The sequence below is a fragment of the Vibrio sp. R10-SG3-ISO3 genome (assembly GCF_059834225.1).
Genome location: NZ_JCBDHE010000023.1, coordinates 1 through 24,962, shown reverse-complemented (window position 1 = coordinate 24,962; position 24,962 = coordinate 1). Strand labels below are relative to the sequence as shown.

The window sequence follows — 24,962 nt, the reverse complement described above, 5'->3', positions numbered from 1 at the left end:
TCCTCCTACACGTTTTCTTCGAGCTGTTCTAGTGTGAACGGGAAGGAGAGAATGTCGCTGAACACAACTTTTGGCAGCGATTGGCTCAATCCGCGTCGATGCCAAGGGTACATTTCTATCATTTTGGTGAGAACCTGAAAAACGCTGATGGCGTCACTACCTTTTTCGGCAATCAATAAGCCAAGGCGTTGACTGCTCAAGCGAGACAACAAATCGCGGTTATTACACAGTGAATGGGCGATTTCGGCGCACACATCCAAATAGAGCGGATCGTCGTGCTGGATCATAATCACCGCGTGATTGGCGTGCTTCAACTCTGTCTTAAACAGCACCAATTGTTCCCACCAAAACGTCTCAGACACCATTTGTGTGAGGTGTTTTTCTGGGTCGTACTCGTGTTGACGTCTGATGCGGTTGATCAGTTTGCGCGCTCGTTGCTCTAGCTGACGTTTTGATGCGCGTGCTTTATCGTTTGATACGCGTGCGGTTTGCTCGCGCAGCATGTTAATGGAGTGGTCACGGTATTTTTTGAATGATGCGAGTGCCGCTTGATATTGACCGCTCTCTTCTGCGACGCGCGACTGCTGGAAACAGATTTGTGATAACAGCTCGCCATTATCAAACGACTTGGCGGACTGCTCAGCTTGAATCAGTAACTCTGTCGCTTTTTGTGGATTTTTTCGTAGTAGTTCGAGTCTCGCTCGGCTAATGTAGGAGTGAGACTTCATCCACACCAAATCGTGTTTCACCGCAAGATCGTGCGCTTTTCGCGTGGCTTCTTCTGCGTCTTCAATACGCTCAAGCCCCAGCAGCGCAAGTCCGCGGAAATCCCAAATCTCTGCCAGCCAGGTTTTGTCTTCGTGATCATAGAGTAAGTCTGAGGCGCCATCCAAAACAGAAAGCATTTCAACGTAGTTGTTGAGTAGGTAGAGATCCCAAGCGAGCAAAATACGCGATTTGCCCTCAAGCCAAGCGATGCGATTATGGTTGGCCACCATGACCGCTAATTCGTGAGTACTTTGGGCAAGGCCGTACTCTTGGGTAATGCGCCAAATGTTGCCCAACCCAATCAAAGATTCGATTTGATACTCAATTTCATCCACCAGTGCGGACTGCTCAAGGCAGTTAATCCAGTATTGTTGAGCGGAGTAGTATTTGGCTTGGCCCCAATATTGGAGCGCATAGACGTGCAGAATTTCAGGAAGCAGGTCATCAGTATCGAGGGCATTGTGTTTAGTGTGCGCCTCTTTGATGTAGCGAAGTCCTTTGCGGTAGTCCATCGATGCCCACGCGCATCGCGCCATTACGATGAGGCTTTTCACCTCGGCGGGTGGGTAGAGGATTTGGGCGGCGCGCGCTAAGCACTGCTCAGCGGAAGCGAAGACTTTGTCCGGATCGGATTCAATCTTACTTTTTAGCTGTTCAAGCTCAGTGTCGAGTAGGCGTTGGCTTTTTTCCAATGAGTCAATCCCTTACCGCTAAGTAAACCTATCAAACTTTAGTACTAAACCCCAGTATAATATGAACATTGACGGGTTTACGACTATCAAAAGCATCAAACATTCCACCTTTTACAGGGATGCGTCACACTTCTATTTATTATGAAAGCAGCTCACGCAGTGTCAAAGGGGATTGAGTCAATTCAAGCCGTTGCGCTGCGGTCATGCCTTGTTTGTCTTGGTAGCACAAATTATGCCACGCTCTAAAAATATCCAACATAGGCAGCAGGCCACCCGGTCTGAGTTTGCGACGCGGCTCATTGATAAAACCGCTAAAGAGCGTTTGAAAACGAGACTGGAAAAACGCCGTTTGACGAATGGAAGCCCTGCGCAGCCAGTAGTTAGGTCGATTATCTTGTCCTGCGAGATAGCAAATGCCCTTGGCGTATTGACCATCGGAAGTAATCGCCCAGCGATCGCGCCACCAACCCATGTGCACGATGTCGACTTTGTCCAAACTGTGGTTCAGAGACCACTGTGGATCTTCTTCCACATACATAAGGTCGATATTTTGACGCTGAATTCTAGGTAGGCATATGCTAAGTGCTGCAGATCGAAGCACTGGGTCTTGCGGTAGATAGATGGAAACTTGGCGGTCGCCCTGACACAAATCCAGCACATGTAAGAAATGGGCGTATGAGGTGTACGGTGCTCTGATTAATGCCCCTTTAGAGGGGTAATGGAAGACGGTGAGGTTGCCCATGGGGTCTTCCACATTGCCTCGCGCCAAAATGGTTTGGTACTGCTGGTCGATGCGCTCGCGAAGATCGCTCGGTGGCGTTGGCACGGGCAGGTTGGCCTCAGAGCAGTGATCGCGTGAGACAAAACGCGCAGGCGTTTGGTACGGGTCATGATCGATACCACCAACGGGTTCTTCATTGGCCGAGTAGTTGACGTGTTGGCACAAAATGTAGCCGCTGTGGGCTTCACCCGTGGCAAACCACAATACGCCGTTATTGCTTTTCGGTTGCAGGGTGACGTAGTGAGATGCGAGTTCGTAGTGTTTAGCGTGGTTGACCCAACGAGCGTCAATCATGGCAAGCTTGCGTCGGCAGCGGCTGGCGATATGGTCAACATGGTCATAAAAGGTTTTGGGGTTGATGGAAAGCTTGCGGCAGATTTCACGCACGGAATAACCCGTAAACAGTAACCCAAGCAGGTTTTCTTGAAATTGACGTTTTTTGTTCGCCCCTGACCACTTATCGACAAAGGTCGATTGGCACGCTTTGCAACGATAGCGTTGCCTATCACCACTGTAGCCAAACGCGTGGTAGAGGTGTTTATGTGTGTGGACCGAAAGGCCCATGTTGGGACAATCAGGTTGGCGACAAGCGGGCAGCCCATCGCTGTGTAGCTGGCGTAAACGTTGCAGTTCAGTCAGCACATCTTGATTGTTAAGTAAGGGGGGGAAAGCACCGCACTCCCGACATACCATCGCAGGTCGTTTAGGGTTAGCGTGCTGCACAACGTAACGATGCGCATCACTCAATCCAAAGTTGTCACACGCCAATGTTTTACAAAAATTGAGCTGTAACCCATCTGCTTCCTTTGGCAGTTTGCCAGTTGTCACTCTCTCCCCCTCGGGACTATCTGGGCAGCCAAGCGGTCACTTGGCTGCAATATCGTTACAGGTTGATGGCGGTTTCTAGCGCCACTTTCATCATGTCATTGAACGATTTTTGACGCTCTTCTGAGCTCAGCTTTTCACCACGGATGATGTGATCAGAGACAGTCAGAATGGTGAGCGCTTTTGCACCAAGGTCAGCGGCAACGCCGTAGATGCCTGCAGCTTCCATATCCACACCAAGGATGCCGAGTTTTTCCATCTTCTCGAAGATGTCTGCTTCTGGTGTGTAGAAGAGATCCGCTGAGAATACGTTACCGACTTTGACTGGCACGTTTTGCGCGCGAGCTTGAGCAACGGCGGTTTCAAGAAGACCGAAGTCCGCAATGGCTGCGAAATCGTGATCGTTAAAACGGATTCGGTTGACTTTTGAGTCTGTGGAGGCGCCCATACCAATCACGACGTCCATCAATTTTACGTCGTCACGTACCGCGCCACAGCTACCGACACGAATCACGTTCTTCACACCGAACTCGGCAATCAACTCATGAACGTAGATACAGCAAGATGGGATGCCCATGCCGTGACCCATCACCGACACTTTTTTGCCTTTGTAGGTGCCTGTGTAGCCAAACATGTTGCGAACGTCACAAACTTGTTTGACGTCATCAAGGAATGTCTCTGCGATGTATTTAGCGCGTAGCGGATCGCCTGGCATCAATACGGTTTCTGCAAAGTCGCCTGGCTGAGCATTAATGTGTGGGGTTGCCATAGTCATTACTCCAAATGGGTCAGTAATCGCTGAGCTGATTACCAATTATGTTGAACTTCAATTCTGTGTTGAGGCAATACTAGCCTTGTCAGCCATTGTTCCTTGAGAGGTTGCTCACAAAATAGGGTGTGCTATGACAATTTAGAGGTATTGATAACCAAATGTGTTGAAAGTGATTTGGCAATCGATTTGCAAAAACGTTTGCTTGGGGAGTGAACCAAAATGGTTGTGTTTGCGTAAAATTGTACAAATAATTTTTTTGTACATGTTTCAAGTGCTGTGCTACTACTTATATGAGAAATTAAGTTATACAAGAAATTAAGTTGTACACATTTGATGGTGATGGGAGCTCAACATGGAAAAGCAAATTACGATCGGTATCAGTTCTTGTGTGCTGGGAGAAAAAGTCCGTTTCGACTCGGGTCATAAGATCAGCAAGTTTGTCACGAAAGAGTTGGCACCGTTTTTTGAATTTATGCCGATATGCCCTGAAGTGGGAATGGGGATGCCGGTTCCTAGGCCGACGATTCGATTGATGTCAAACGACGAGCGCATTGCGCTGGTGGAGACCAAAGATTCGAGTAAAGATCACACGGACGCCATGATTCGCTATTCCCAACAGAAGGTTGCCAGTTTAGTTGATGAAGAGCTATGCGGTTACATCGTTTGTGCTAAATCGCCCACCTGTGGAATGGAGCGCGTTAAAGTGTACCGTAAAGCTGGTGCGGAAAATATCGGGGTCGGACTGTATACACAGCAGTTGATGGAGCAGATGCCATGGCTACCCGTTGAGGAAGATGGACGGCTCAATGATCCTGTGTTGAAAGAGAACTTCATTACCCGCGTCTATACCCTACGTGATTTTTATGACTCAATGGGTGAGACGCCGACCCGTGGCAAAATCATCGCTTTCCACTCGCGTTACAAGTTGACCTTAATGGCTCATCACCCTGAAGCGTACAAAGAGCTTGGGCGCATGGTTGCCAACATCAAAGAGTACGACATCGAAGAGTTTTACCACTTGTACCGTACCGCGTTGATGCAAGCGGTGGCCAATCGCGCCAGTCGTAAAAACAACACCAACGTGCTGATGCACATCCAAGGTTACTTTAAGCGTCATCTCGACAAAGAACAAAAGTCTGAGCTGCGCCGAGTGATCGACGAATACCGTGTGGGTTTGCTGCCTTTGTTGGCTCCGCTAACGCTCATTAAACATTATCTATCCACTCATCCCGATGAATACTTGGCAAAGCAAAAGTTCCTGCAGCCCCACCCACAGGAGTTAAGACTGCGTTATGGTCTGTGAAAAAAATTGGTATGCGATTCGAGAGGTCTCGGATTTAACCGGCGTTAAGCCTGTGACGCTGCGAGCGTGGCAGCGTCGCTATAACTTGATCCAACCGGAGCGCACTGAAAAAGGCCACAGACTCTACACGGATGAGCACATTGCACTCATCAATGAGATTCAAGGCTGGCTCGCGAAAGGGATTTCGATTGGTAAAGTCAAAGCCCTGATCGGGTCTGATTTGCCAGATGAAGCGCTAGATGTCGGCAGTTTAGAGGCAGTAGAGGAGGTGCTTGAAGCGCTGACTAACCTCAACACCAAGCGTGCAGAGAGTGTGATTAATGGTGTGCTGAAAGAGTATCCTCTTGAGTTGGTTGAGCGTCAGTTCATCACGCCAACGCTCAATGCGCTCGCTCTAGTGAAACAAAGTCTGCGATCTTTGCATCTTGGTCTGTTTAATACCTTGATGGTCACCAAGCTCAACCAGATCATTGAGGCGGAAAACAAGGTGGCCCATCGCGGTAAATGTTTGGCAATCAATCTCGATGCGGCGCGCGATATTCACACCCAACTGTGGGCCCTGAGTCTGGTCAGTCAAGGCTATCGGGTCTTGATGATTGATGGCGTCGAGGATCTGTCGGGCCTCTTAGAGCACACCGCCGTTCACCGCTTTGAACAACTGGCGTTTTACAGTGCCACGAAACCGAGTGAATCTCAGCTCAGCGTGATCAAAGAGTTAGAAGCGCAGCATGGGCAAGTCTCGCTGTCAGAAATGATCGAATTGGTAAGGAGAGCGTTTTGAATATTGTTTGGTTTCGCCGTGATTTACGTGTTGAAGACAATCATGCCTTAGTGAGCGCCGTGAATCGAGGTCAACCGGTCGTGGCGTTATACATCGCAACGCCTGGTACCTGGCAAACCCATGATCATAGTCCAAGGCAAGCGGATCTCATCTACCGTCGCTTGCACGAGTTAAAGACGGAATTAGCCGAACTCGACATCCCGCTTTATTATGCGCAAGTCGAGACCTTCGCAGACAGCGCAGCGCTGGTGGCTGAGTTGGCACTGCAAGCCAAAGCAACGGGTCTGTATCTAAATAATGAGTATGAACTGAATGAACGTCGCCGCGATGAAGCGCTGGAGGAGGCATTGAGTTCAACTTCTGTGGACGTGCATCGCTTTGATGATAAATGTATTTTTCCGCCTGGCTCAGTGCGCAACAAGCAAGGCGACTATTTCAAAGTCTTCACCCCTTACAAGCGCGCTTATTTAAGTAAACTCTATAGTGAAGGATTCCACATCCAGACCTTCAAAGCGACGCCGTGTGCAGGGGTGTTGCAACACCAAGATGTCGCCTTGTTGGATGAGGCGAGTCCGTTCAGTTACCCGCGTGAACCGAGCGAGCGATACAGTGTCAAGACTCGAGACATCATCGCTACCTTGAGAGAGTTTGTGCAGAGCAAAGCGGATGAGTATGGTGACAAGCGGGATTTCCCGGCGTTGGATAATACCAGCCAGCTGTCCCCGTATCTGGCGATTGGGGCGCTGTCTGTGCGTCAATGCATGGCGCGCTTAATGTATCAGCAAACGCTGCCACTCAGTGGTGGGCGAGAAGTGTGGCAAAGCGAGCTCGTATGGCGAGAGTTCTATCAGCACTTGCTCCACTTTGAACCCAAACTGTCGAGAGGGGAGAGTTTTAATGCTTGGGGAGAGGAGCTGAGGTGGCAAAATAACCCCAAACACATTGAGGCTTGGAAGCGCGGTGAGACAGGCTACCCTATTGTCGATGCGGCGATGAGGCAACTGAATGAAACGGGCTGGATGCACAATCGACTGCGCATGGTTGTGGCGAGCTTTTTGGTTAAAGATCTGCACGTCGATTGGCGTATTGGCGAGCGCTACTTTATGCGTCAACTGATTGATGGTGATTACGCTGCAAATAATGGTGGATGGCAGTGGTGCGCGTCAACGGGGTGTGATGGTCAGCCTTACTTTCGTATTTTTAACCCGACCTCTCAAGGTGAGCGCTTTGATGCTCGTGGCGCGTTTATTCGCCGCTGGGTGCCAGAGTTGAGTTCAGTGCCAGACAAATACATCCACACACCCTGGTCTGACCCGGGGTTAAATTGTCGTCAATATCCTCAACCAATAGTTGATCATAAGAGTGCAAGAGCGATAACCTTAGAGATCTACAAAGAAGCAAAGGGAAACTAAATGCTGCGTAAATGGGTGTCTTTGTGTGCCCTAGTCACACCCTGGTTTGCGTTTTCTGCGACCTACGAATTACCCGGTGAAGAGAGTCGTCTTGTCGGGCGTACTCAGTATCACCAAGTGGTTGAAGGTGAAACATTGGCGGAAATTGCTAAACGTTATGATGTTGGTTTTCTCTCCTTGATGGCCGCGAATAAAGGGGTCGATCCCTTTTTGCCCGCCGCCGACCATGTGTTGACGATTCCTACGCAAGTGATCTTGCCCAATGTCGAGAGACAGGGCGTAGTGATCAATCTCGCGGAGCTGAGGTTGTACTATTTCGAACCTGAAAAAGGCGTGGTGCACATCTTCCCGGTTGGGATTGGTCGAATCGGTCGTGATACTCCCACCATGACAACCAGCATTAGCCAAAAGCGCGCCAACCCAACTTGGACGCCGCCGGCTTCCATTCGTAAAGAGTATTTGGCGAAGGGGATTGAGTTGCCGCCTGTGGTGTCCGCAGGCCCTGAAAACCCGCTTGGTGAGTACGCGCTCCGCTTGGCCTATGGTGTCGGAGACTATCTGATCCACGGAACCAACAAAGACTTTGGCATCGGTCTACGTGTTAGTGCTGGCTGTATTCGAATGGAGCCCAAAGATATTGAGTGGCTTTTCTCTCAAGTCAATGTGGGCACTAAGGTGCAAGTCATCAATGACCCAGTGAAAGTGGCGTTGGAGCCAGACAGAAGCGTCTTTATTGAAGCGCATGAGCCCCTGACACGAAGTGATGGCAGCAAGACGGTGCTGACTGTTCCGCAAGAGCTCACTTGGTGGCTCGATGAGTTTCAGCATTCTGATTCCAAAGCGAAAGCAGCGATCCTTGCGCAAAATGGTGTGCCGGTAGAAATCGTCGCGCCAGATTATTTGTAGGTAATGACTTGCTTATCGAGAATGAACGGTAGCTAGAATGGTCAGCGTGAGAGCAGGATTGTCAACGTGCTGATACGCTCAACGATGAGAAAAGAGAAAGGGTCTGCATATGCAGACCCTTTCTTTAAAACTTGACTGAATTACTTAGTGTAAGACTGAGCAATGTTGTCGATGCGTTCGTTTGCACGAGCGGCTTCTTCTTGCGCTGCCATTGCTGCGTCGCCTGACTTACGAACGTCTGCTTGCAGTGCTGAAACGTCTTGGCTTAGCTGGCTAACTTGATTGCTTAGCTCGTCCAGTTTCGCTGTTGTTGCTTCGTCTGGACCAGAAGCACAACCTGCTAGTAGAAGAACAGAAGAGGCTGCAGCTGCGATCAACATTTTGTTCATATTAGAACTCCTTGCTTATATGAGTATCATTTAGATTGCCCTATACATTCTTCATCATATAGTGACATTCCACAGTGTAGTGCTAAATATTAACTTCCAAAAGTAGAGAAAAGTCAAAAAAACCCAAGAATTTAGGTAATTATCGAATTTGTTGACGAATGTCTCATTCGTGAGAGTAAATAATGCAAGTGAAGTCAATAATGAGCATCTATCAATAGTAGGGCTGCTGAAACTCATCCAGTGAGAAAGTACGCTTGCGATTGAGAGTCAAGAGGGTTTGATCGATATTTTGACCATACTCTACCCATCACCGTCTATTCTAGGTATCATGTACCGTTTTGATTTCGTCGCTCGATGTAGCGGGCGTCACTGTTTACCGTTCAATGTGGATTTATTGGAGACAACATTGCAGTTCAAAGATTTAGGTTTAGATAATCGCTTATTAAAAAACTTGAACCATTTTAATTTTACCAAGGCGACTGACATTCAAAAGCAAGCGATCCCCGTGGCGATTGCTGGTAAGGATTTACTCGCCTCCTCGAAGACTGGTTCAGGAAAGACACTGGCGTTTGTTCTGCCGATTTTGCACAAGTCTCTAAAAAATAAATCGTTTTCCGCCAAAGACCCACGCGCATTGATTCTAGCGCCGACCCGTGAATTGGCGAAGCAGGTGTACGGTGAATTGCGTTCTATGTTGGGCGGTTTAACGTACGACGCCACCCTGATTTTAGGCGGTGAAAACTTTAACGACCAAGTCAAAGCGCTTAAGCGCTACCCTAAATTCATTGTGGCGACACCAGGGCGTTTAGCCGACCACTTGCAACACAAATCCTTGTTCCTTGATGGCTTGGAAACCTTGGTACTGGATGAAGCGGATCGTATGTTGGACTTGGGTTTCGCGCCTGAGCTACGTCGTATCCACAATGCAGCCAAGCATCGTCGTCGTCAAACCTTGATGTTCTCGGCCACGTTAGATCACGCAGAAGTCAACAACATCGCTTTTGAAATGCTTAATGCGCCTAAGCGGATCGCTGTAGGCGTGGCCAATGAAGAGCACAAGGACATCACACAGAAGTTCTACCTGTGTGACCATCTTGATCATAAAGAAGCGATTTTAGATCGCATTCTTGAAGAGGCGCAGTACAAGCAGCTGATCATCTTCACTGCAACACGTGTCGACACTGAGCGTTTGACTGACAAGCTGAACGAGCGCAAGCTCAAAGCGGTAGCGCTGAGCGGGAATCTGAATCAAACTCAACGCAACACCATCATGAGTCAGTTTGAACGTGCCGTGTTTAAGATTCTAGTGACCACCGATGTGGCGTCACGTGGTCTTGATATTGCCAACGTGACCCACGTGGTCAACTTTGATATGCCTAAGCATACTGAAGAGTATGTGCACCGAGTGGGCCGCACGGGTCGAGCGGGTAACAAGGGTGATGCCATTTCGCTAGTAGGACCAAAAGATTGGGACAGCTTTAAGCGTGTGGAAGCTTATCTGCAGCAAGACATTGCCTTTTCTGAGCTGGAAGGTTTGAAAGGCAAGTTCAAAGGTTTGAAGCCGCGTAAGCCCGATTTTCGTAACAAACCCAAACCGAACAAGAAAGCCACCACGACTAAGAAAAAGGCGTCAACTAAGCCTGTCAAGCGTGATAAAGGTTTCTACCAAAACGTGGCGGTGGGCGATTCAGTGTTTATTCCTAAGAAGAAAGTCGCGCCGAGTAGCGACGACGAATAATCTTAGCGAAAACGCACAAAATAATTAGGGACTGCCGAGGCAGTCCCTTTGTCTATCTCACGCTTTAGACTTTAAAGAATCCAAGCTGCTGCTTTTGATTTTCAGCCAGTGCCGAGAGCTCTTGGCTGGCGGCGGCGGCTTGAGTGATACCAGTGACGTTTTGGCTCACTAACTCATAGATGTTGCTGAGGTTGTTGTTGACGTCCGAGGTAACTTGCCCTTGCTCTTCAGACGCGATAGCGACTTGAGCGTTAATGCTCGACAGGTCGGAAATCGATGTGGAAATATCACGCAGCGAGACACTGACCAACTTTGCTTGCTCTTGACTGCGAGTGATCATCTCAAGGCTTGAATTCACGCTGTCATTGGCACTGCCCGACTGTTTTTGCAACTCTTCGATAATAGTCTGGATCTCTTTTGTCGACTCCTGTGTGCGTGCAGCCAGCATGCGAACTTCATCGGCGACTACAGCAAAACCACGACCACTTTCACCTGCACGCGCCGCTTCAATCGCTGCGTTTAGGGCAAGCAAGTTGGTTTGCTCAGAAATGCTCTCAATCACTTCAATCACTTTGCCGATTTGCTCAGATTGATCTTTGAGTGAGTGAACCACTTGCGCAGCATCCGATAATTGACGCGCCATTTTCTCGCTCTCACGAGTATTCTCATCAAAGACTGCCAAACTCTCTTTTGCCAGTTTATCTGCTTTAAGCGCTGCAGAGTCGGCCAGATTGGCGTTTTGCGTCACTTCGGTTGCCGTGCCCTCCATCTGGTTGATCGCCGACGCCACTTGCTCCACTTCGTTCTTCTCTTGGTCGGAGTTGACGCTCGATTGTGTCATCACTGCCGCTAACTCCGTAGAGGCGGACGCGACATCCACACTGATTCGAACCAATGAGTCGACGGTTTGCTGGAGTTTGCTCACGGTACTGTTGAAGTCTTTAGAGAGTGCAGTGATCTCGTTGTTGCCTTCTTCTTGCACGCTAACGAGTAGATTGCCGTGCGCCAATTGTGTCATGGCTTGTTGTAGGCGCTGAATCGGCGTGACGATGATTCCGGCTAGCAACCAACTTAATATCAACGCGATGGCGAGCACAGCGACAAGACCGATGATACTGCTGTTCATCACCGAAGAGTGGGTTGCCTCACTGCGATGCAGGTCATCCAATGCCAGTTCATTGAGCTTAGTGGAGAGGTGGTCAATGGCTGATACCATCTCTTGCCCGGCCTGGCGGTAGACTGCCGAAGCTTGCTCAAAACGTTGGTCAAACGCCGCACTGGATTGGGTCTGTTGATGTTTCTGATTGAGGAGCGGCACCATAGTATTGATGGAGTAGCGAACGTAGTGCTCGATGGCCTCTTTCATAGCCGAGACTTCTTTTTGCAAGCCCTCTACTGTATTGAGTGAGTCCAGCAGACGTTGATTTTCGCTCTGTTTTTCTAACAAGGTGCTGGCGAGTCCATCAACATCTTCTGCTCGAAACAAGCTGTAGATAGCTTTGATACGCATACCGTAGGTGTTGTCGATAATGTCAGTGAGTTCTTCTTTGTGATTGACGAGATGTTCAGTGGAGCTTTTGACGGTGCCAAACGCGTGAGTCAGGCTATTTGAGCTATAAGTGATGCCTGCGATGAGCAAGATCAGAGTGAATATCACAGGTACAACAACTTGTACCTTGATAGAAAGGTTACTGAGTAACTGGCGCATTAGTGGTCCTCTACATACGAAACTGAATAAGATATGTTGTTTTTATAGTTAAGGAGAATGATTCTAATTTGTCTCTGATTTATTTCAATAATCAAATTTATCTTACATAGATAAGTTTGACCCCACGTTATGCAACTTATATTTGCATTAATATCAGCTGGTTAATTCTTGCCCACTAGATTGATGATAAAGAGAAGGGCACACCGAGAGCGGCTAAAGTGGTAAGGGCGTCAGTAATGTGCTGACGTTGAGAAATAAGACCAATGTGTCATATAGGCTTCAACGAAGTGAAACACAACTGTCACATTTGAGTCCTAAAGTGAGCAGCGTTCAAGTGAAACACAACGGCAATAAAGCCAACTTAAGGAAATTGTGATGAAAAAGACAGTAATCGGTGCAATCGCACTTCTAGGCGCCATGGCAGTGACTCCTGTTTCTGCTAAAGAAACAATCTCTGCTGTAGGTTCTAGCAGCGTAACTCCACTGATGGAAGTTTTCTCTGAAACATACATGAAGTCAAACTCTGATGTGTTTATCGAAGTTCAAGGACCAGGTTCTTCTGCGGGCGTGAAAGCGGCGAAGAACGGCAGTGCTGACCTTGGCATGTCTTCTCGTAACCTGAAAGAGTCTGAGAAAGAGCCAACATTGAAAGAGCTAACAGTTGCACTCGACGGTATCGCTGTTGTGGTGAACCCTAAGAACGATCTTAAAGGTCTAACTGCTGAGCAAGTAACGGCTATCTACACGGGTGAAGTGACGAACTGGAAAGACGTAGGCGGCGCAGACAAGCCTATCGTAGCGATCACTCGCGATACTGCATCAGGTACACGTGGCGCGTTCGAAGACATCATGAGCCTCAAGAAGAAGATCTCGGGCAAAACTGTGTCAGCGATTTCTCAGCGTGCTCAAGTGGCCAATGGTAACGGTGCTCTTAAAACCATGGTTGCCTCTAACCCATACGCGATTGGTTACATCTCTCTAGGTACCGTTGACGAGTCGGTTCACGCACTAGCGATTGATGGTGTCGATGCAACAGTTGACAACGTGAAAGGCGGTTCTTACAAAGTTGCGCGTCCTTTCCTAGTTCTTTACCGTGAAGGTCAACCTACTGCGGCAACACAGAAGTTCCTAGACTGGATGGTGTCTGACGACGCACAAGCGCTTGTTGACCAAAAAGGTTACATCTCAGTTAAGTAACGCCAGTAAGATATTAATTGCTCAGCCCCCTTTGGGCTGAGCCTTTTCTCACTCTGAAACGAGTGTTTCACTCGTTATCTCGGTAAGATTTTATGACCATCGCAACAAGTAGTGAAAAGCTTATGAATACTCAAGCGACTCAAGTATCTAAGCCAAGTCTTCGTGCCAAAAAGCGCGTTGATTGGAAAGAGCGGATCTTCCATGGCTTATTCTTAACCAGTGCTATTATCGGCATTGTTTCTCTCGCCATCATTGCTTACTTCATTTTTAAAGAGTCCATTCCTGCCTTTCAAGAAGCGGGGATTAGCGGCATTGTTCTAGGCCAAGACTGGTTGCCACCGGCACTGTATGGTGTGGCTACCATGATTGTCGCTTCGATTGTGTCCACCTTTGGCGCAGTGATTGTCGGTGTGCCGATTGGTGTATTGACTGCCATCTTTATTGCGGAAATCGCGCCTAAACGTTTAGCGGATGTGATTCGCCCAGCGGTTGAGCTGTTAGCGGGTATCCCTTCGGTCGTCTACGGCTTCTTTGGCCTCGTCATCATCGTTCCGCTGATTCAAAACATTTTCAATGTGCCTGCGGGTAACACCATTTTGGCCGGTATCATTGTACTTGGGGTGATGATCCTTCCTACGGTCATTACTGTGTCTGAAACCTCTATTCGCGCTGTGCCTCGTTCCTACAAAGAAGGGTCGTTAGCGCTGGGGGCGTCAAAAATCTACACCATATTTAAGCTTCTCGTTCCAGCGGCGCGAAGCGGCATCATGACTGGGGTTATCTTAGGTATTGGTCGCGCATTGGGCGAAACGATGGCGATCATTATGGTCATGGGTAACGCACCAGCGATGCCACAAGGCATTTTAGATTCCGCGCGTACGTTGACCGCTAATATTGCGATTGAAATGTCCTACGCAAGCGGTGTTCATGCGAACGCTCTCTACGCAACGGGCGTGGTACTGCTGGCGTTTATCATGATGTTAAACGGTGCATTGTTGTACTTAAACCGCGAAAAAGCGAAATAAGCGATAGGTGAAGATTATGGACCGCGTGAAATTAAAACAGTCTCGAGAGCGTAAGGATCAGATCCTCAATGCGTTTGTTTGGTTGTCTGCTGCGCTGACAGTTGGCTTCCTATTTTGGATTATCTGGTACATTCTTTCGAATGGCCTACAGCATGTTGATTGGAAATTTATCTCTGGCGATTACACTCGAACCGGTGATGAGCAAGGTATCTTTCCGATGATTGTATCGACCATTTACATGGTAATCGCATCAATTGCGGTTGCGGCCCCAATGGGCATCATGACCGCCATCTACCTAACAGAATACGCCCAAGTGGGCAGTAAACTGGTAAAAGTTATCCGTTTCTGTACTGAGTCACTGGCGGGTATCCCGTCGATCATCTTTGGTCTGTTTGGTATGACATTCTTTGTGGCGATTTTGGGACTGGGCTTCTCTATCCTGTCGGGTGCATTGACGCTGAGTATCTTAATTCTTCCCGTGATCATCCGTACCACGGAAGAGGCGTTGATGTCCGTACCACAAACATACCGCGAAGGCTCATATGGCCTTGGCGCATCGAAAATTTACACTATCTGGCGCCTAATTTTGCCAAGCGCAATGCCAGGTATCTTAACCTCGGTCATTCTAAGTATTGGTCGTGTGATTGGTGAGTCTGCCCCTGTATTTCTCACCGCAGGTATGGTCGCGCGTATTCCTGATTCGTTATTCGATTCAGGCAGAACGCTGACGGTACACCTGTACAAGCTCACTACAGAGCTCTTCACGATAGATGAGTGGAATCAGGCCTATGGAACTGCGACAGTGCTGATTGTGGTTGTTCTATTGATCAACATGATCACTAAACTGATTGCTCGCCGCTTCAATACCGCGACTTACTGATCGCTGACTGACCAAATTTAAGAGATTAAGACCATGAACAAATTCAACATTGAAAATCTAGACCTGTTTTACGGTGAGAACCAAGCCCTTAAATCGATCAACCTTCCGATCCCAACCCGTCAGGTGACGGCGTTGATTGGGCCTTCAGGCTGTGGTAAATCGACGCTGTTGCGCTGCTTAAACCGCATGAATGACTTGATTGAAGGTGTGACTATCAAAGGCTCGCTTGAGATGGACGGCACAGACATCTACGGCAACATTGACGTGGCGGATTTGCGCATTCGTGTTGGGATGGTGTTCCAAAAGCCTAACCCTTTCCCTATGAGCATTTATGAAAACGTGGCTTACGGTTTGCGCGCTCAGGGTATCAAAGATAAAAAGCACATCGATGAAGTGGTAGAGCGTTCACTGCGTGGCGCAGCTCTGTGGGATGAAGTCAAAGATCGCCTGAAATCCCATGCTTTTGGCTTGTCGGGTGGTCAGCAGCAGCGTTTATGTATCGCGCGTACGATTGCGATGGAACCGGATGTGATCTTGATGGATGAACCGACGTCCGCGCTTGACCCAATCGCGACTCACAAAATCGAAGAACTGATGGAAGAGCTGAAAAAGAACTACACGATCGTGATTGTGACGCACTCCATGCAACAAGCACGTCGCATCTCGGATCGCACGGCGTTTTTCTTAATGGGTGAGTTAGTTGAGCATGACGATACACAAGTTATCTTCAGCGACCCTAAAGACGATCGCACCAAAGGTTACGTGAACGGCGACTTTGGTTAATTCTTAGCGGCTAACTAACAGAATTTACTGGCAATATCACTATAATAATATGCGATGGTACTTTGCCCCTCTTTTAGAGGGGCTTTTTTGTGCCCGTCTTTTACTCATGACAGTCTTTTGCTCATGGCATTAGTGAAGATTGAGATTTTTAAACTAACGTGATTGGTTTTCTGACAATGTGCAGTCTTGATGTAAGGACAAATGAAGCGGTGCCACTTGAGGGGCGCTCAGTAACAGTGTGACGGGAAGCGTATCGAGGGAAACCGTGACGCGCGAACCTGGGCTCAACGAGCTTTGAATCGTGTTTGTACCTTGCAGTTTAATCTTGCTGCCAGAGGGGGTTGTGGGCAGCGCAGTGATAGTGAGATGGATAGAGGTAGGACTATTGTGCTCACAGTGGAGTGTCACATATGGAGGAAGAGAGTGAAGGGTGGGGATCGCCGCCAGTGCATTGAAAGATAAGAGGAAAGCGATACCCGAAGGTATCGCTTTAAAAACTACTATTCGCAATAAGCTCATAACAAAAGTTAGTATTGCGTGATACTAATATAGTTGTTCGATGAGCCAGACGCGTTGACTGTAGCCATATCCCAAGCCGTTTGAGTAACGTATATTCTGTTGTGATCCGAACCTGCGTTCAAATAAACTTTCGTTTCTGAGTCAAATGAAACTTGATCGACTTTGATTCTGTTTTTATCGCTGCCCCTTACAGAGATGGTTGCGTCGTTGTCTGTTTCTTGAACCAAGTCAATATCATTATGATCACCCCAGTAAACGCTTATTGTTGAATTGTTGCCTGCATCAGATTTTTGTGTGACATCAATAAGGTTCGAGTCTGAACCGGTAGACAAGTAAACCTTTGAGTCATTATCTGCTGGTACAGTATCGTATTGAGTTACGTTAACTTTGTTTCGATTTGAATTCCCTTTAACGCTGACTAGAGACGTACTGTCTGAACCAAATTGTCTGGTTTTGATCACGTTATCATCAGCGTTATCGAGGTATAGAGTAGACTCATTGAATCGACCGACTTGTCTTACATAAAGTTCATTACTGTAGGTATTTTTTAATGTCGCAGTGGCCATGTTACCTTCGTCACGAGTGTTGCTAGTGTTAGGTGATTCTTGGTAAATGGTTACCTCGTCTCTCTGAGCATTTTGCATGTTTACAGTTGCATCATTTTCGGCATAAACAGCCGATGATGCCAAAATAGCTGTGATTGTGATTGCTAACTTTTTCATGAATAGATCCTTACTTTTGTCCATTTATAGTGATGTTATCCTTTACGTTGTGCGTCATTGCTCAACGTAAATACTGCGATGCATTGAGTTCTTTATGAAGATAAAGTCATCTCCATCCTGATTAATTCCATAACTGGCATTACTTTTATCAATCACAACGGCAATGTTATTATCATTGACTTGTGAAATGCTGATGTCACTGCCATAACTAGACAAGCATTTTCGACCGCTGCATTGTGCTAGATAAGCCAGGTTGAAATCCCCATCTTGTTTGATATAACCAGTATGGTCTTGACCAGTTTGTACAAGTACGGCGACATTTTTTCGTCCAGATTGCTCCACCATCCCGGTGTTACCTGAGCCTGTCTGAGATACAATTGCTGTACTCGAATCAGTTTTATCTTGTATTACCTTGGCCTTATTTTTTCCGTTCCCAATGTGATGTTGGTTAATAAAAACATTTGAATCAACACTGTTATTCAGAATGACCTCTGCATAATTACCTGGAGAGGTGTTTAATTCATCAAATTCAATAAAGCTATCTGAATTATTAAACTCTCCAAAGACCTTCGACATTTCGTCGAAATCATGTCGTGTACCACCATATGCATGAGCCATGGATAATAAAGATAAGACGACAAAACCTTTCTTGATATAGTTGAGATTTTGCACCTTAACCTCCGTTATTTAGGTGTTCAGCGAGTTGCTGTCTCCATAACTCACGATTAATTATGCTCGCACTACCACTAAATACAATGAACTTAAAATTGAAAATTAATCAGATCAATTTTCTTTTTAATGAGACGGTTTCTTGTAATGGGCAATCTAAAGTTTAATTAAACTTGTTTTATAATTAGTTGTTTCGTTTATTTTCTATTTAAACCATTGATATTTAATAAATTTAATTGATGCCCAATAGGCTATGAGTTAGAGGGCTGGCGATTGTCTTCTACATAGATGGCTGGTTTAGTCTCAATATTGAGATGGCTAAGATTGTTTGAATAGTATCCTTTTATCTTTTTTAAAGATCATATAAGTTTTAAACATGATCATACTTCTCATGCAAAAGTGGACAATTAGAATGAATCGAATAAACACCTTTACGTCTATGTGTATTGGTTTTTTTCTTTGCTTAGTTAACCACTTGGGCTTTGCAGAAGAGATAGAAGATGTGAAGAATTCGAGTGGCAGTCAACATATAGAAAGCAACAAATTTTATGATGAGGTTGAAGGGCTGATCGTGGATAGAACAATGACGCGGCTAGGAGATGATTTTTATTTTTTCTTCACTCAGTACATGAATGATCGCCATGGTTCATTACAAGAAAACTTAGTAGTCAAGGAGCGCCCTACTGCGTTGTCTGGCAGTATTATCAGCGTTCTTCATCGAGACAAAGTTATTTATCGTACGGCGTTGTCCCCGGGAAGAAAAACAGCACAGGACAAAGCCAAAGATGCACTTAGTGCAGTCACTAACTATTTATTGAGATGGAAAGCTCAGCGTGAGTATCAAGATACTTTTGATCTCGAACGTGATGAGTTCTGAAGGGAATAATGATGAAAATAAAGATGATGTTTCGGCAGTGTGTAACGTTAGCCTGCCTCTTTACTGGCAGTCTTTACGCAACGGAACTGGTGTATACGCCAGTGAATCCTAGCTTTGGTGGTAACCCGCTCAACAGTTCACATTTGTTTGGTGTGGCGAATGCGATCAATGGTTATGAAGGTCCAGACAACGGGCTAGATTTTGAAGAGGAATCGGCGCTCGATCGACTAGCGAATAGCTTAGAATCACGCTTGATTAGCCAACTGTTATCAGACGTAGGGAATGGGAATACGGGTCAGTTAGAGACGGACGACTTTTATCTCAATATTGTCGACAACGGTGGCACATTGTCGGTGCAAATTGTGGATAAAATCTCCGGTGAATCCACCGAGATAAAAGTTGCGGGCTTAAACCCGGATAATAATTAGAACGGAGACTGCCCATGCGCCTGATCACTCTCACTTTACTCTGTGGCTTATTATCCGGTTGTGCCATTTCTATGGATATGCCTGATACTGACGAAGCACCCACTTTGATGCCACGCGGGGCAACTTACCAAGACTTGGTCAACCTACCTGAACCTCGAGGTAAGATTTTGGTTTCTGTCTACGACTTCCGCGATCAAACCGGTCAATATAAGCCTCAACCTAACAGTAACTTCTCGACCGCGGTCCCCCAAGGTGGTACGGCGCTGTTGACTGCGTCTTTGCTTGACTCCAAATGGTTTGTGCCGCTTGAGCGTGAAGGTCTACAAAACTTGTTGACCGAGAGAAAGATCATTCGAGCAGCACAAAATAAGGGCTCAGGTGCAGAAAACCACGGTGATGATTTGAGTGCACTGAGCTCTGCTAACGTCGTGATTGAGGGCGGTATTGTCGCCTATGACTCAAACATTAAAACCGGCGGTGCGGGAGCACGCTATCTTGGTATTGGCTCATCGGGGACATACCGAACAGACCAAGTCACAGTGAACTTGCGTGCGGTGAATGTTCGTACGGGGCAGATTCTGCTTAGTGTCACCACGAGCAAGACGATATTTTCCCATGAACTGACGGCAGGGGCGTTTCGTTTTATTGACTACCAAGATTTACTTGAAGTCGAAGCGGGGTACACGAACAACGAGCCAGTGAACGTCGCTGTGATGTCTGCGATAGATGCGGCGGTCATTCACGTCATTGTTCGAGGTATCAGTCAAGGACTTTGGCAACCGGCTAACCCAGAAGACAGAAATAACGCGTTGCTACAAAAATACGCCAAACAGACACATCAGATTTTATAAAAGCAAATCTAAGGCCAAAAGCCTGTCTATTCAGAAAAGTCACGCCTATACAGATCGTATAGGCGTTTTTCTGTCTGCTCGTATCACTTAAGTGCTGAATCGTGATTGAGGGCGAGTGGTGTTTACTATCACCTAGGAGGGAGTGTTGGCGGGTTTATCCTTGTCATCCTGAGAGGCGTCCTCGCCCGTGTCGGCAAATATCTCCGCTACTGCGCTGCGCTCTAACTCGCCTTGCAGATTCCCTTCGTCATCAACGACGGGTAGAGAGTAGTCGTACGACATGGTGTCGACCAACACCTCTTCGATGGCAGAATCGGCAGAGACCGTCGGCACTTCTTCATAGATTTCCTGATTGATTGCATCTTCGCCATGTTCTTTGGCGGCATCCATCAGACCCTCTTTGGTCAACACGCCCTGATACCCCTCTTCAGTGACATGATAGGCGTAATCCTGTTTGAAGCCTTTCATCTGTTTGATGGCGTCTTGAATTGTGGTGGCGGTAATGCGATACGCGGGTGGGTTCATCACGGTTTCCACCGTGAGCGCGCGAGCACGATTGACGTCTTTGACAAACGCCTCAACGTAATCATCAGCAGGGTTCAAGAGGATATCGTCCGGTGTGCCTTGCTGAACTAACTCGCCATCTTTGAGGATGGCAATTCTGTCACCCAATCTCAGAGCTTCATCCAGATCGTGAGTAATAAACACGATGGTTTTGTGCAGCTTTTCTTGCAGCTCGATAAGCTGATCTTGCATTTCACTGCGGATGAGAGGGTCGAGCGCCGAGAACGCTTCATCCATAAGCAGGATTTCGGCATCCGTACACAGGGCACGTGCTAAACCGACACGTTGCTGCTGTCCCCCAGAAAGCTGAGAAGGGTACTGGTTTTGATAGCCTGACAGCCCGACGGTATCGAGCCACTCATTGGCTTTTTTTAAGCGCTCTGGTTTTGCGATGCCCTGAATTTCTAACCCGTACGCGACATTGTCGACAACCGTACGATGAGGCAGCAGGCCAAAGCGCTGAAATACCATCGACATTTTGTGGCGGCGGAACTCTTCAAGCTCACTTTGACTGAGCTTCATCACATCCGTCCCTTCGACCAAAATCTGGCCTTCGGTAGGGTCGATGAGTCGATTAAAGTGTCGAATCAAGGTGGATTTTCCAGAGCCTGACAGGCCCATGATGACAAAAATCTCCCCTTTATTAATTTGGAGATTGATCTCTTTAAGCCCGACAGTGTGGCCAGTTTCGGCGAGTACATCGTCTTTGCTTTGACCCTGCTTAACACGCTCCATGACAGAGTGTGGCTTGGCACCGAAGACCTTGTACAAGCCACTGATCTCGATAAGTGGTTTAGTCATGTTTCAGATCTCCTAGATGAGCTTGGGTGCGCTTTGCATACGCTTGTGAGGCTCGGTCAAACAAAATAGCCAGCACGACGATGGCAAATCCGTTAAGTAGGCCTAACGTAAAGTATTGGTTGGTGATGGATTTAAGCACGGGTTGCCCTAGGCCTTTTACACCAATCATAGAGGCAATCACCACCATCGATAGCGCCATCATGATGGTTTGGTTGATGCCTGCCATGATGGTGGGCATCGCCAGTGGGAGTTGCACGCCAAACAGGCGTTGTTTGGCGCTAGCGCCAAAGGCCGTCGCGGCTTCGAGCACCTCTTTGTCGACCAAGCGGATACCGAGGTTGGTTAGGCGAATAACCGGAGGGATCGCATAAATCACCACGGCAATGAGCCCCGGTATTTTACCGATGCCGAGTAGCATTACGACCGGAATGAGATACACAAACGCGGGCATGGTTTGCATGATGTCCAACATCGGCGTGACGATCGATTGGACTCGATTTGAACGCGCCATCGCAATACCAATAGGGATACCAAGCACAATAGATAGCATGGTGCAGACAGTGATGATACTCAGCGTTCGCATAGTATCTTCCCACATACCAAAATAGCCAATGAAAATCAGTGAGATAAAACACCCGACACCCAATTTCCAAGAGCGACTGGCCAGATAAACAAGCGCGGTACAGACCGCAAGAACAATAACCCAAGGCGTGGAGAGGAGCAGTTTTTCAAACCAAATTAAAAATGAGAGCAGTGGGTCAAAGAAAGACTCGATCATTTCACCGTATTCGCGAGAAAACTCGCGGTAGGCACCATCGAGTGTTTTGCGAATCGCTCGCAAATCTGAGCGTTCCATTTCTGGAAAGCTGCTAAACCAACTATCACTAGACATCGTGTTTATTCCTTTTATTCTCCTTCACGCGTCGCGCGTGAAGGAGTACAACTTATAACAGAGTTAAGGGAGGAGGGGGGTTAGAGTGCTTTGGTCACTTTGTCCGCAACGTCTGCAGGTACCCAAGCTTGCCAGATCTGTGGGTAGGACTCTAAGAAGTGGAACATAGCTTCCTCACTGTCTGCTTGGTTGTCTTCCATCCAAGCGAGCAACTGGTTCATGTCAGCGTTAGTAAAGCCACGCTTTGTGAAGTAGTCATACGCTTCAGGTGAGCGAGTAGCGAACTCTTCTGTCGTGATGGTGTGGACGGGTGAAGGTGGGTACATCGTCGCTTTAGGCTCCGCACATTCCGGTTGCGAAGTACAGTTGACGAACTCATCTAAGTCAACACCACTACCAAAATCGACTTTGACCATGTTGTATTTACCCAAAACGGCCGTCGGGGCCCAGTAGTAACCGAACCAACCTTGTTCACGCTCATAGGCTTTGGCGATAGAGCCAGATAGACCGGCACTTGAGCCTGGATCAATGATGGCAAATCCCGCTTCTTCTAATTTCAGTGCGCGGAATAGGTTCCCAGCGCTGATTTGACAGTTCCAGCCCGCAGGACAGCTGTAAAAAGCGCCTAATTCGTCATCTTCAGGGTGCTCAAACAGCTTCGCGTGTTTTTTCACCCCTTCGATTGTTGCAAGTTCTGGATGCTGTTCCACCAAGTACGCAGGTACCCAAAAACCTTCTTCACCGCCATCAACGAGGGATTTACCTGCGTAGCGCAGACGTTTTTCCTCAACCCCTTTGTCTAGCGCATCTTTTAGCGCGTTACTCCAAAGCTCTGGAGCCACATCAGGTTGACCTTTTTCAATCATTGAGGTGCCAGTAGGCATGGTGTCCCCTGGGATAAGTTCGGCATCGCAGCCGTAACCATGTTCTAAAATAAATTTGTCGATGTTGGCCATCAAACTGGCTGAGTTCCAGTTCATATCAGCGATGGTAACAGAGCCACATTCACTTGCCTGTGTGTGAAATGTGGCGGCGGAAAGCGCAATTAGAGTCGCGGATTTGAGTTTCATTATAATTCCCTTCTAAATGAATCCATCAATAGAATAGTGAATTAATGGTTAGAGTTCAAATAAAAGTGGCACGCAGTGTGCTTGTCGTTAGTAATTTTTCGCTCGTTAACGTGAGAGAAATCGCATTTGTATGCATGTTGCCCATTAAATTTGCATAAAGCTAGTGTGATGAATGTCTTGTTTTGGTTTGAGTTCAAATGAATTAGTCCGTGGACCAAACGTTTTTAATGTCTGGCCAGCCCCAGTTGGTGAGCTCGACGTCTTTGAGCACACCCTCAAATCTGAGTGTTTGCCGATGATGGAACAGTGGCGACAGCCAAAACTGATTGATGAGCGCGGAGGCGATGGGCTCTAGCGCCTCTAAGTAGTTCGCCAGTGGTGTCGTGCTGCGTAGATCATCTAGCGTGCGCAGCAGCCAGCGTTTGGAGTCTTCGCCAATGCAAGCTTGGACAATTGGGTTGTGGTAGAGGCTGTTGAACGCTGAGGCGTGGCGATTGTCATCGAGGTTGATATTGGTGACGATCAGAGACGCTTGTAACTGACCACTTTCAGCGAGCGCAGTCAGCTCACGATAAGAATAGGAGTGAACCGTGACTTCAACGCCAAGGGTTTCGAGTAACGACTGAATAGCGAGTGCGCAGCTTTGCAGCGCGGTGTAGTCGTAAACGGCAATGCTGATGTGATTGGGCAGCGGTACACGAGGCATCGTGGGTCGAATCACTTTATGCCACATCGGCAGTAAGTTTTGCGCGACCTCACAACCGAACGCACGTCCGCTCTCTTGTAACTGCTTGAGCACTCGCAGAGGGGTGATAAAGGTCGAAAGAAAACGGCGTTGAGCATCGTTGAGCGTATTGCACGCCGTTTGATTAAATAGGACAAACATACAGCCATCTTCAACCCGAGAGCGCTTGATGTCGGTGTGCGGTTCATGACTCACCGCATGTGAGAGATAGTGATGACAGGGATATTGCGCACCCGGTTGGTTTGTCTCGATTTGTTTTTTGTGGGCAGTGGGCTCTTCAATTTGCCAGATGGTCACTTGGTCGGTAAGCGCTCGGCAGGCATAGAAGCGCTCGAACGCTTGCAGGTTCAGTTTGGCACTGGAATGTTCGCTTACTTCGAAGGGGCCCGACCCGATAACTTGTGATTGTTTCGTGTCGTGGACTTGGCTCGGCGGTTGAATGGAATACTTCACGCCAGAGAGTAAGCCACCAAATCCTTGGTCGGGAAGAGAGAGTTCGAACATCACTTTATTGTGCCCGGGCGAGTGCACGGATTTTAAATGGGACAATTCACTGCGGTAATGACCAAGCTCACGCAATCGCTCAAACAGTGCCACGACACTGTTTGCGTCGATTGGCGCACCATTGTGAAACGTTAGCCCAGGACGTAAATAAAACGTCCATGTCAACGCGTCTTCATCATAGTGCCAATGATGAGCCAGTTGAGGAGTGAGCATACCGTCATTGGTACAACCAACCAGGCAACAGTAGATCTGGCGAATCAGATAGCGCTCACTTGAGCGTTGCAATTGATGGGGTACTAACCGCTCAAAAGCACGTTTGTAAGTTAACTGTATATGCAGCCTTCCTTCACGTAGCGTCGC

General features: G+C 47.6%; 23 protein-coding genes. 12 read left to right on the top strand and 11 right to left on the bottom strand.

Translation table 11 applies throughout. The annotated features are described in order from the left end of the window. Positions 1-5: 5 nt before the first annotated feature. The 3 genes from AC6R1A_RS05990 to deoD form a co-directional block, all read right to left on the bottom strand. A complete protein-coding gene (locus tag AC6R1A_RS05990; RefSeq protein WP_500626215.1) occupies positions 6-1,460 on the bottom strand; it encodes a hypothetical protein in 1,455 nt (484 codons plus the stop codon). Positions 1,461-1,599: 139 nt separating this feature from the next. Next, positions 1,600-3,069 (bottom strand): transposase, encoded by a 1,470-nt coding sequence (locus tag AC6R1A_RS05985; RefSeq protein WP_500632407.1) that lies wholly within the window; start codon positions 3,067-3,069, stop codon positions 1,600-1,602. A gap of 55 nt (positions 3,070-3,124) precedes the next feature. Then, positions 3,125-3,835, bottom strand: a complete 711-nt coding sequence (gene deoD / locus AC6R1A_RS05980; protein WP_334552881.1) for a purine-nucleoside phosphorylase — start codon at positions 3,833-3,835, stop codon at positions 3,125-3,127. 355 nt (positions 3,836-4,190) lie between these two features. On the opposite strand from deoD, the gene AC6R1A_RS05975 reads away from it, so the two are divergent. Genes AC6R1A_RS05975 through AC6R1A_RS05960 form a run of 4 tightly spaced genes read left to right on the top strand, consistent with a single transcriptional unit; the run spans position 4,191 to position 8,240 of the window. Next, positions 4,191-5,141 (top strand): YbgA family protein, encoded by a 951-nt coding sequence (locus AC6R1A_RS05975; RefSeq protein WP_500626213.1) that lies wholly within the window; start codon positions 4,191-4,193, stop codon positions 5,139-5,141. Then, on the top strand, positions 5,131-5,922 hold the full coding sequence (locus AC6R1A_RS05970) for a MerR family transcriptional regulator (RefSeq protein WP_500632408.1): 792 nt from the start codon (positions 5,131-5,133) through the stop codon (positions 5,920-5,922). Before AC6R1A_RS05975 ends, AC6R1A_RS05970 begins: the two co-directional genes overlap by 11 nt. After that, entirely contained in the window at positions 5,919-7,334 is a 1,416-nt protein-coding gene (gene phrB / locus AC6R1A_RS05965) for a deoxyribodipyrimidine photo-lyase (protein WP_500632409.1), read from the top strand. Before AC6R1A_RS05970 ends, phrB begins: the two co-directional genes overlap by 4 nt. Continuing rightward, on the top strand, positions 7,335-8,240 hold the full coding sequence (locus tag AC6R1A_RS05960; protein ID WP_500632410.1) for a L,D-transpeptidase family protein: 906 nt from the start codon (positions 7,335-7,337) through the stop codon (positions 8,238-8,240). Positions 8,241-8,380: 140 nt separating this feature from the next. Here AC6R1A_RS05960 and AC6R1A_RS05955 read toward each other — a convergent pair whose 3' ends face one another. Beyond that, complete coding sequence (locus tag AC6R1A_RS05955; RefSeq protein WP_334552872.1) at positions 8,381-8,629, bottom strand: Lpp/OprI family alanine-zipper lipoprotein; 249 nt, start codon at positions 8,627-8,629, stop codon at positions 8,381-8,383. A gap of 394 nt (positions 8,630-9,023) precedes the next feature. Here AC6R1A_RS05955 and AC6R1A_RS05950 point away from each other — a divergent pair, with 394 nt between their 5' ends. Then, entirely contained in the window at positions 9,024-10,367 is a 1,344-nt protein-coding gene (locus tag AC6R1A_RS05950) for a DEAD/DEAH box helicase (protein ID WP_500626249.1), read from the top strand. 64 nt (positions 10,368-10,431) lie between these two features. Here AC6R1A_RS05950 and AC6R1A_RS05945 read toward each other — a convergent pair whose 3' ends face one another. Then, positions 10,432-12,075: a methyl-accepting chemotaxis protein gene (locus AC6R1A_RS05945; protein ID WP_500628884.1), complete on the bottom strand. Its 1,644-nt coding sequence runs from the start codon at positions 12,073-12,075 to the stop codon at positions 10,432-10,434. Between the two features lie 375 nt (positions 12,076-12,450). Here AC6R1A_RS05945 and AC6R1A_RS05940 point away from each other — a divergent pair, with 375 nt between their 5' ends. From AC6R1A_RS05940 to pstB, 4 genes are all read left to right on the top strand, one after another. Further along, positions 12,451-13,272, top strand: coding sequence for a phosphate ABC transporter substrate-binding protein (locus AC6R1A_RS05940; RefSeq protein ID WP_487902909.1), 822 nt, complete (start codon positions 12,451-12,453; stop codon positions 13,270-13,272). Positions 13,273-13,364: 92 nt separating this feature from the next. Beyond that, entirely contained in the window at positions 13,365-14,297 is a 933-nt protein-coding gene (pstC, locus tag AC6R1A_RS05935) for a phosphate ABC transporter permease subunit PstC (RefSeq protein ID WP_500632411.1), read from the top strand. Between the two features lie 16 nt (positions 14,298-14,313). Beyond that, positions 14,314-15,177 (top strand): phosphate ABC transporter permease PstA, encoded by an 864-nt coding sequence (pstA, locus tag AC6R1A_RS05930; protein WP_500632412.1) that lies wholly within the window; start codon positions 14,314-14,316, stop codon positions 15,175-15,177. 33 nt (positions 15,178-15,210) lie between these two features. Beyond that, complete coding sequence (gene pstB / locus AC6R1A_RS05925; protein ID WP_334552864.1) at positions 15,211-15,960, top strand: phosphate ABC transporter ATP-binding protein PstB; 750 nt, start codon at positions 15,211-15,213, stop codon at positions 15,958-15,960. 527 nt (positions 15,961-16,487) lie between these two features. On the opposite strand, the gene AC6R1A_RS05920 is transcribed toward pstB, so the two are convergent. Together AC6R1A_RS05920 and AC6R1A_RS05915 are read right to left on the bottom strand one after the other, a co-directional pair. Further along, positions 16,488-17,201, bottom strand: a complete 714-nt coding sequence (locus AC6R1A_RS05920) for a hypothetical protein (protein WP_500632413.1) — start codon at positions 17,199-17,201, stop codon at positions 16,488-16,490. 54 nt (positions 17,202-17,255) lie between these two features. After that, positions 17,256-17,873, bottom strand: coding sequence for a curlin subunit CsgB (locus tag AC6R1A_RS05915; RefSeq protein WP_500632414.1), 618 nt, complete (start codon positions 17,871-17,873; stop codon positions 17,256-17,258). A gap of 409 nt (positions 17,874-18,282) precedes the next feature. Between AC6R1A_RS05915 and AC6R1A_RS05910 the strand changes: the two genes are divergently transcribed. The 3 genes from AC6R1A_RS05910 to AC6R1A_RS05900 are packed head-to-tail and all read left to right on the top strand — an operon-like array spanning position 18,283 to position 20,026. After that, positions 18,283-18,747 (top strand): curli production assembly/transport protein CsgE, encoded by a 465-nt coding sequence (locus AC6R1A_RS05910; protein WP_500632415.1) that lies wholly within the window; start codon positions 18,283-18,285, stop codon positions 18,745-18,747. Between the two features lie 23 nt (positions 18,748-18,770). Further along, positions 18,771-19,175 (top strand): curli assembly protein CsgF, encoded by a 405-nt coding sequence (locus AC6R1A_RS05905; RefSeq protein WP_500632417.1) that lies wholly within the window; start codon positions 18,771-18,773, stop codon positions 19,173-19,175. Between the two features lie 14 nt (positions 19,176-19,189). Beyond that, the gene (locus AC6R1A_RS05900; RefSeq protein WP_334552853.1) at positions 19,190-20,026 is read left to right on the top strand and encodes a CsgG/HfaB family protein; all 837 of its coding nucleotides are present in this window, start codon (positions 19,190-19,192) and stop codon (positions 20,024-20,026) included. 132 nt (positions 20,027-20,158) lie between these two features. Here the strand turns inward: AC6R1A_RS05900 and AC6R1A_RS05895 are convergent, their stop codons facing one another. From AC6R1A_RS05895 to AC6R1A_RS05880, 4 genes are all read right to left on the bottom strand, one after another. Next, the gene (locus AC6R1A_RS05895; protein ID WP_500630233.1) at positions 20,159-21,391 is read right to left on the bottom strand and encodes a quaternary amine ABC transporter ATP-binding protein; all 1,233 of its coding nucleotides are present in this window, start codon (positions 21,389-21,391) and stop codon (positions 20,159-20,161) included. Then, positions 21,384-22,283, bottom strand: coding sequence for an ABC transporter permease (locus AC6R1A_RS05890; RefSeq protein ID WP_500630232.1), 900 nt, complete (start codon positions 22,281-22,283; stop codon positions 21,384-21,386). Before AC6R1A_RS05890 ends, AC6R1A_RS05895 begins: the two co-directional genes overlap by 8 nt. Positions 22,284-22,363: 80 nt before the next feature. After that, positions 22,364-23,353 carry an ABC transporter substrate-binding protein gene (locus AC6R1A_RS05885; RefSeq protein WP_500630231.1) on the bottom strand — a complete coding sequence of 330 codons (990 nt, stop codon included), beginning with the start codon at positions 23,351-23,353 and terminating at the stop codon, positions 22,364-22,366. A gap of 202 nt (positions 23,354-23,555) precedes the next feature. Further along, positions 23,556-24,962: ABC transporter substrate-binding protein (locus tag AC6R1A_RS05880; protein WP_500646157.1), on the bottom strand; the 1,407-nt coding region annotated here is incomplete at its 5' end.

What these genes read in the sequence shown, in the direction of transcription:
- deoD (WP_334552881.1), bottom strand. Translation starts at nt 3,835, where the DNA reads ATGGCAACCCCACACATTAATGCTCAGCCAGGCGACTTTGCAGAAACC.
- AC6R1A_RS05975 (WP_500626213.1), top strand. Translation starts at nt 4,191, where the DNA reads ATGGAAAAGCAAATTACGATCGGTATCAGTTCTTGTGTGCTGGGAGAA.
- AC6R1A_RS05970 (WP_500632408.1), top strand. Translation starts at nt 5,131, where the DNA reads ATGGTCTGTGAAAAAAATTGGTATGCGATTCGAGAGGTCTCGGATTTA.
- AC6R1A_RS05960 (WP_500632410.1), top strand. Translation starts at nt 7,335, where the DNA reads ATGCTGCGTAAATGGGTGTCTTTGTGTGCCCTAGTCACACCCTGGTTT.
- AC6R1A_RS05955 (WP_334552872.1), bottom strand. Translation starts at nt 8,629, where the DNA reads ATGAACAAAATGTTGATCGCAGCTGCAGCCTCTTCTGTTCTTCTACTA.
- AC6R1A_RS05945 (WP_500628884.1), bottom strand. Translation starts at nt 12,075, where the DNA reads ATGCGCCAGTTACTCAGTAACCTTTCTATCAAGGTACAAGTTGTTGTA.
- AC6R1A_RS05940 (WP_487902909.1), top strand. Translation starts at nt 12,451, where the DNA reads ATGAAAAAGACAGTAATCGGTGCAATCGCACTTCTAGGCGCCATGGCA.
- pstC (WP_500632411.1), top strand. Translation starts at nt 13,365, where the DNA reads ATGACCATCGCAACAAGTAGTGAAAAGCTTATGAATACTCAAGCGACT.
- pstA (WP_500632412.1), top strand. Translation starts at nt 14,314, where the DNA reads ATGGACCGCGTGAAATTAAAACAGTCTCGAGAGCGTAAGGATCAGATC.
- pstB (WP_334552864.1), top strand. Translation starts at nt 15,211, where the DNA reads ATGAACAAATTCAACATTGAAAATCTAGACCTGTTTTACGGTGAGAAC.
- AC6R1A_RS05920 (WP_500632413.1), bottom strand. Translation starts at nt 17,201, where the DNA reads ATGAAAAAGTTAGCAATCACAATCACAGCTATTTTGGCATCATCGGCT.
- AC6R1A_RS05910 (WP_500632415.1), top strand. Translation starts at nt 18,283, where the DNA reads ATGAATCGAATAAACACCTTTACGTCTATGTGTATTGGTTTTTTTCTT.
- AC6R1A_RS05905 (WP_500632417.1), top strand. Translation starts at nt 18,771, where the DNA reads ATGATGTTTCGGCAGTGTGTAACGTTAGCCTGCCTCTTTACTGGCAGT.
- AC6R1A_RS05900 (WP_334552853.1), top strand. Translation starts at nt 19,190, where the DNA reads ATGCGCCTGATCACTCTCACTTTACTCTGTGGCTTATTATCCGGTTGT.
- AC6R1A_RS05895 (WP_500630233.1), bottom strand. Translation starts at nt 21,391, where the DNA reads ATGACTAAACCACTTATCGAGATCAGTGGCTTGTACAAGGTCTTCGGT.
- AC6R1A_RS05890 (WP_500630232.1), bottom strand. Translation starts at nt 22,283, where the DNA reads ATGTCTAGTGATAGTTGGTTTAGCAGCTTTCCAGAAATGGAACGCTCA.
- AC6R1A_RS05885 (WP_500630231.1), bottom strand. Translation starts at nt 23,353, where the DNA reads ATGAAACTCAAATCCGCGACTCTAATTGCGCTTTCCGCCGCCACATTT.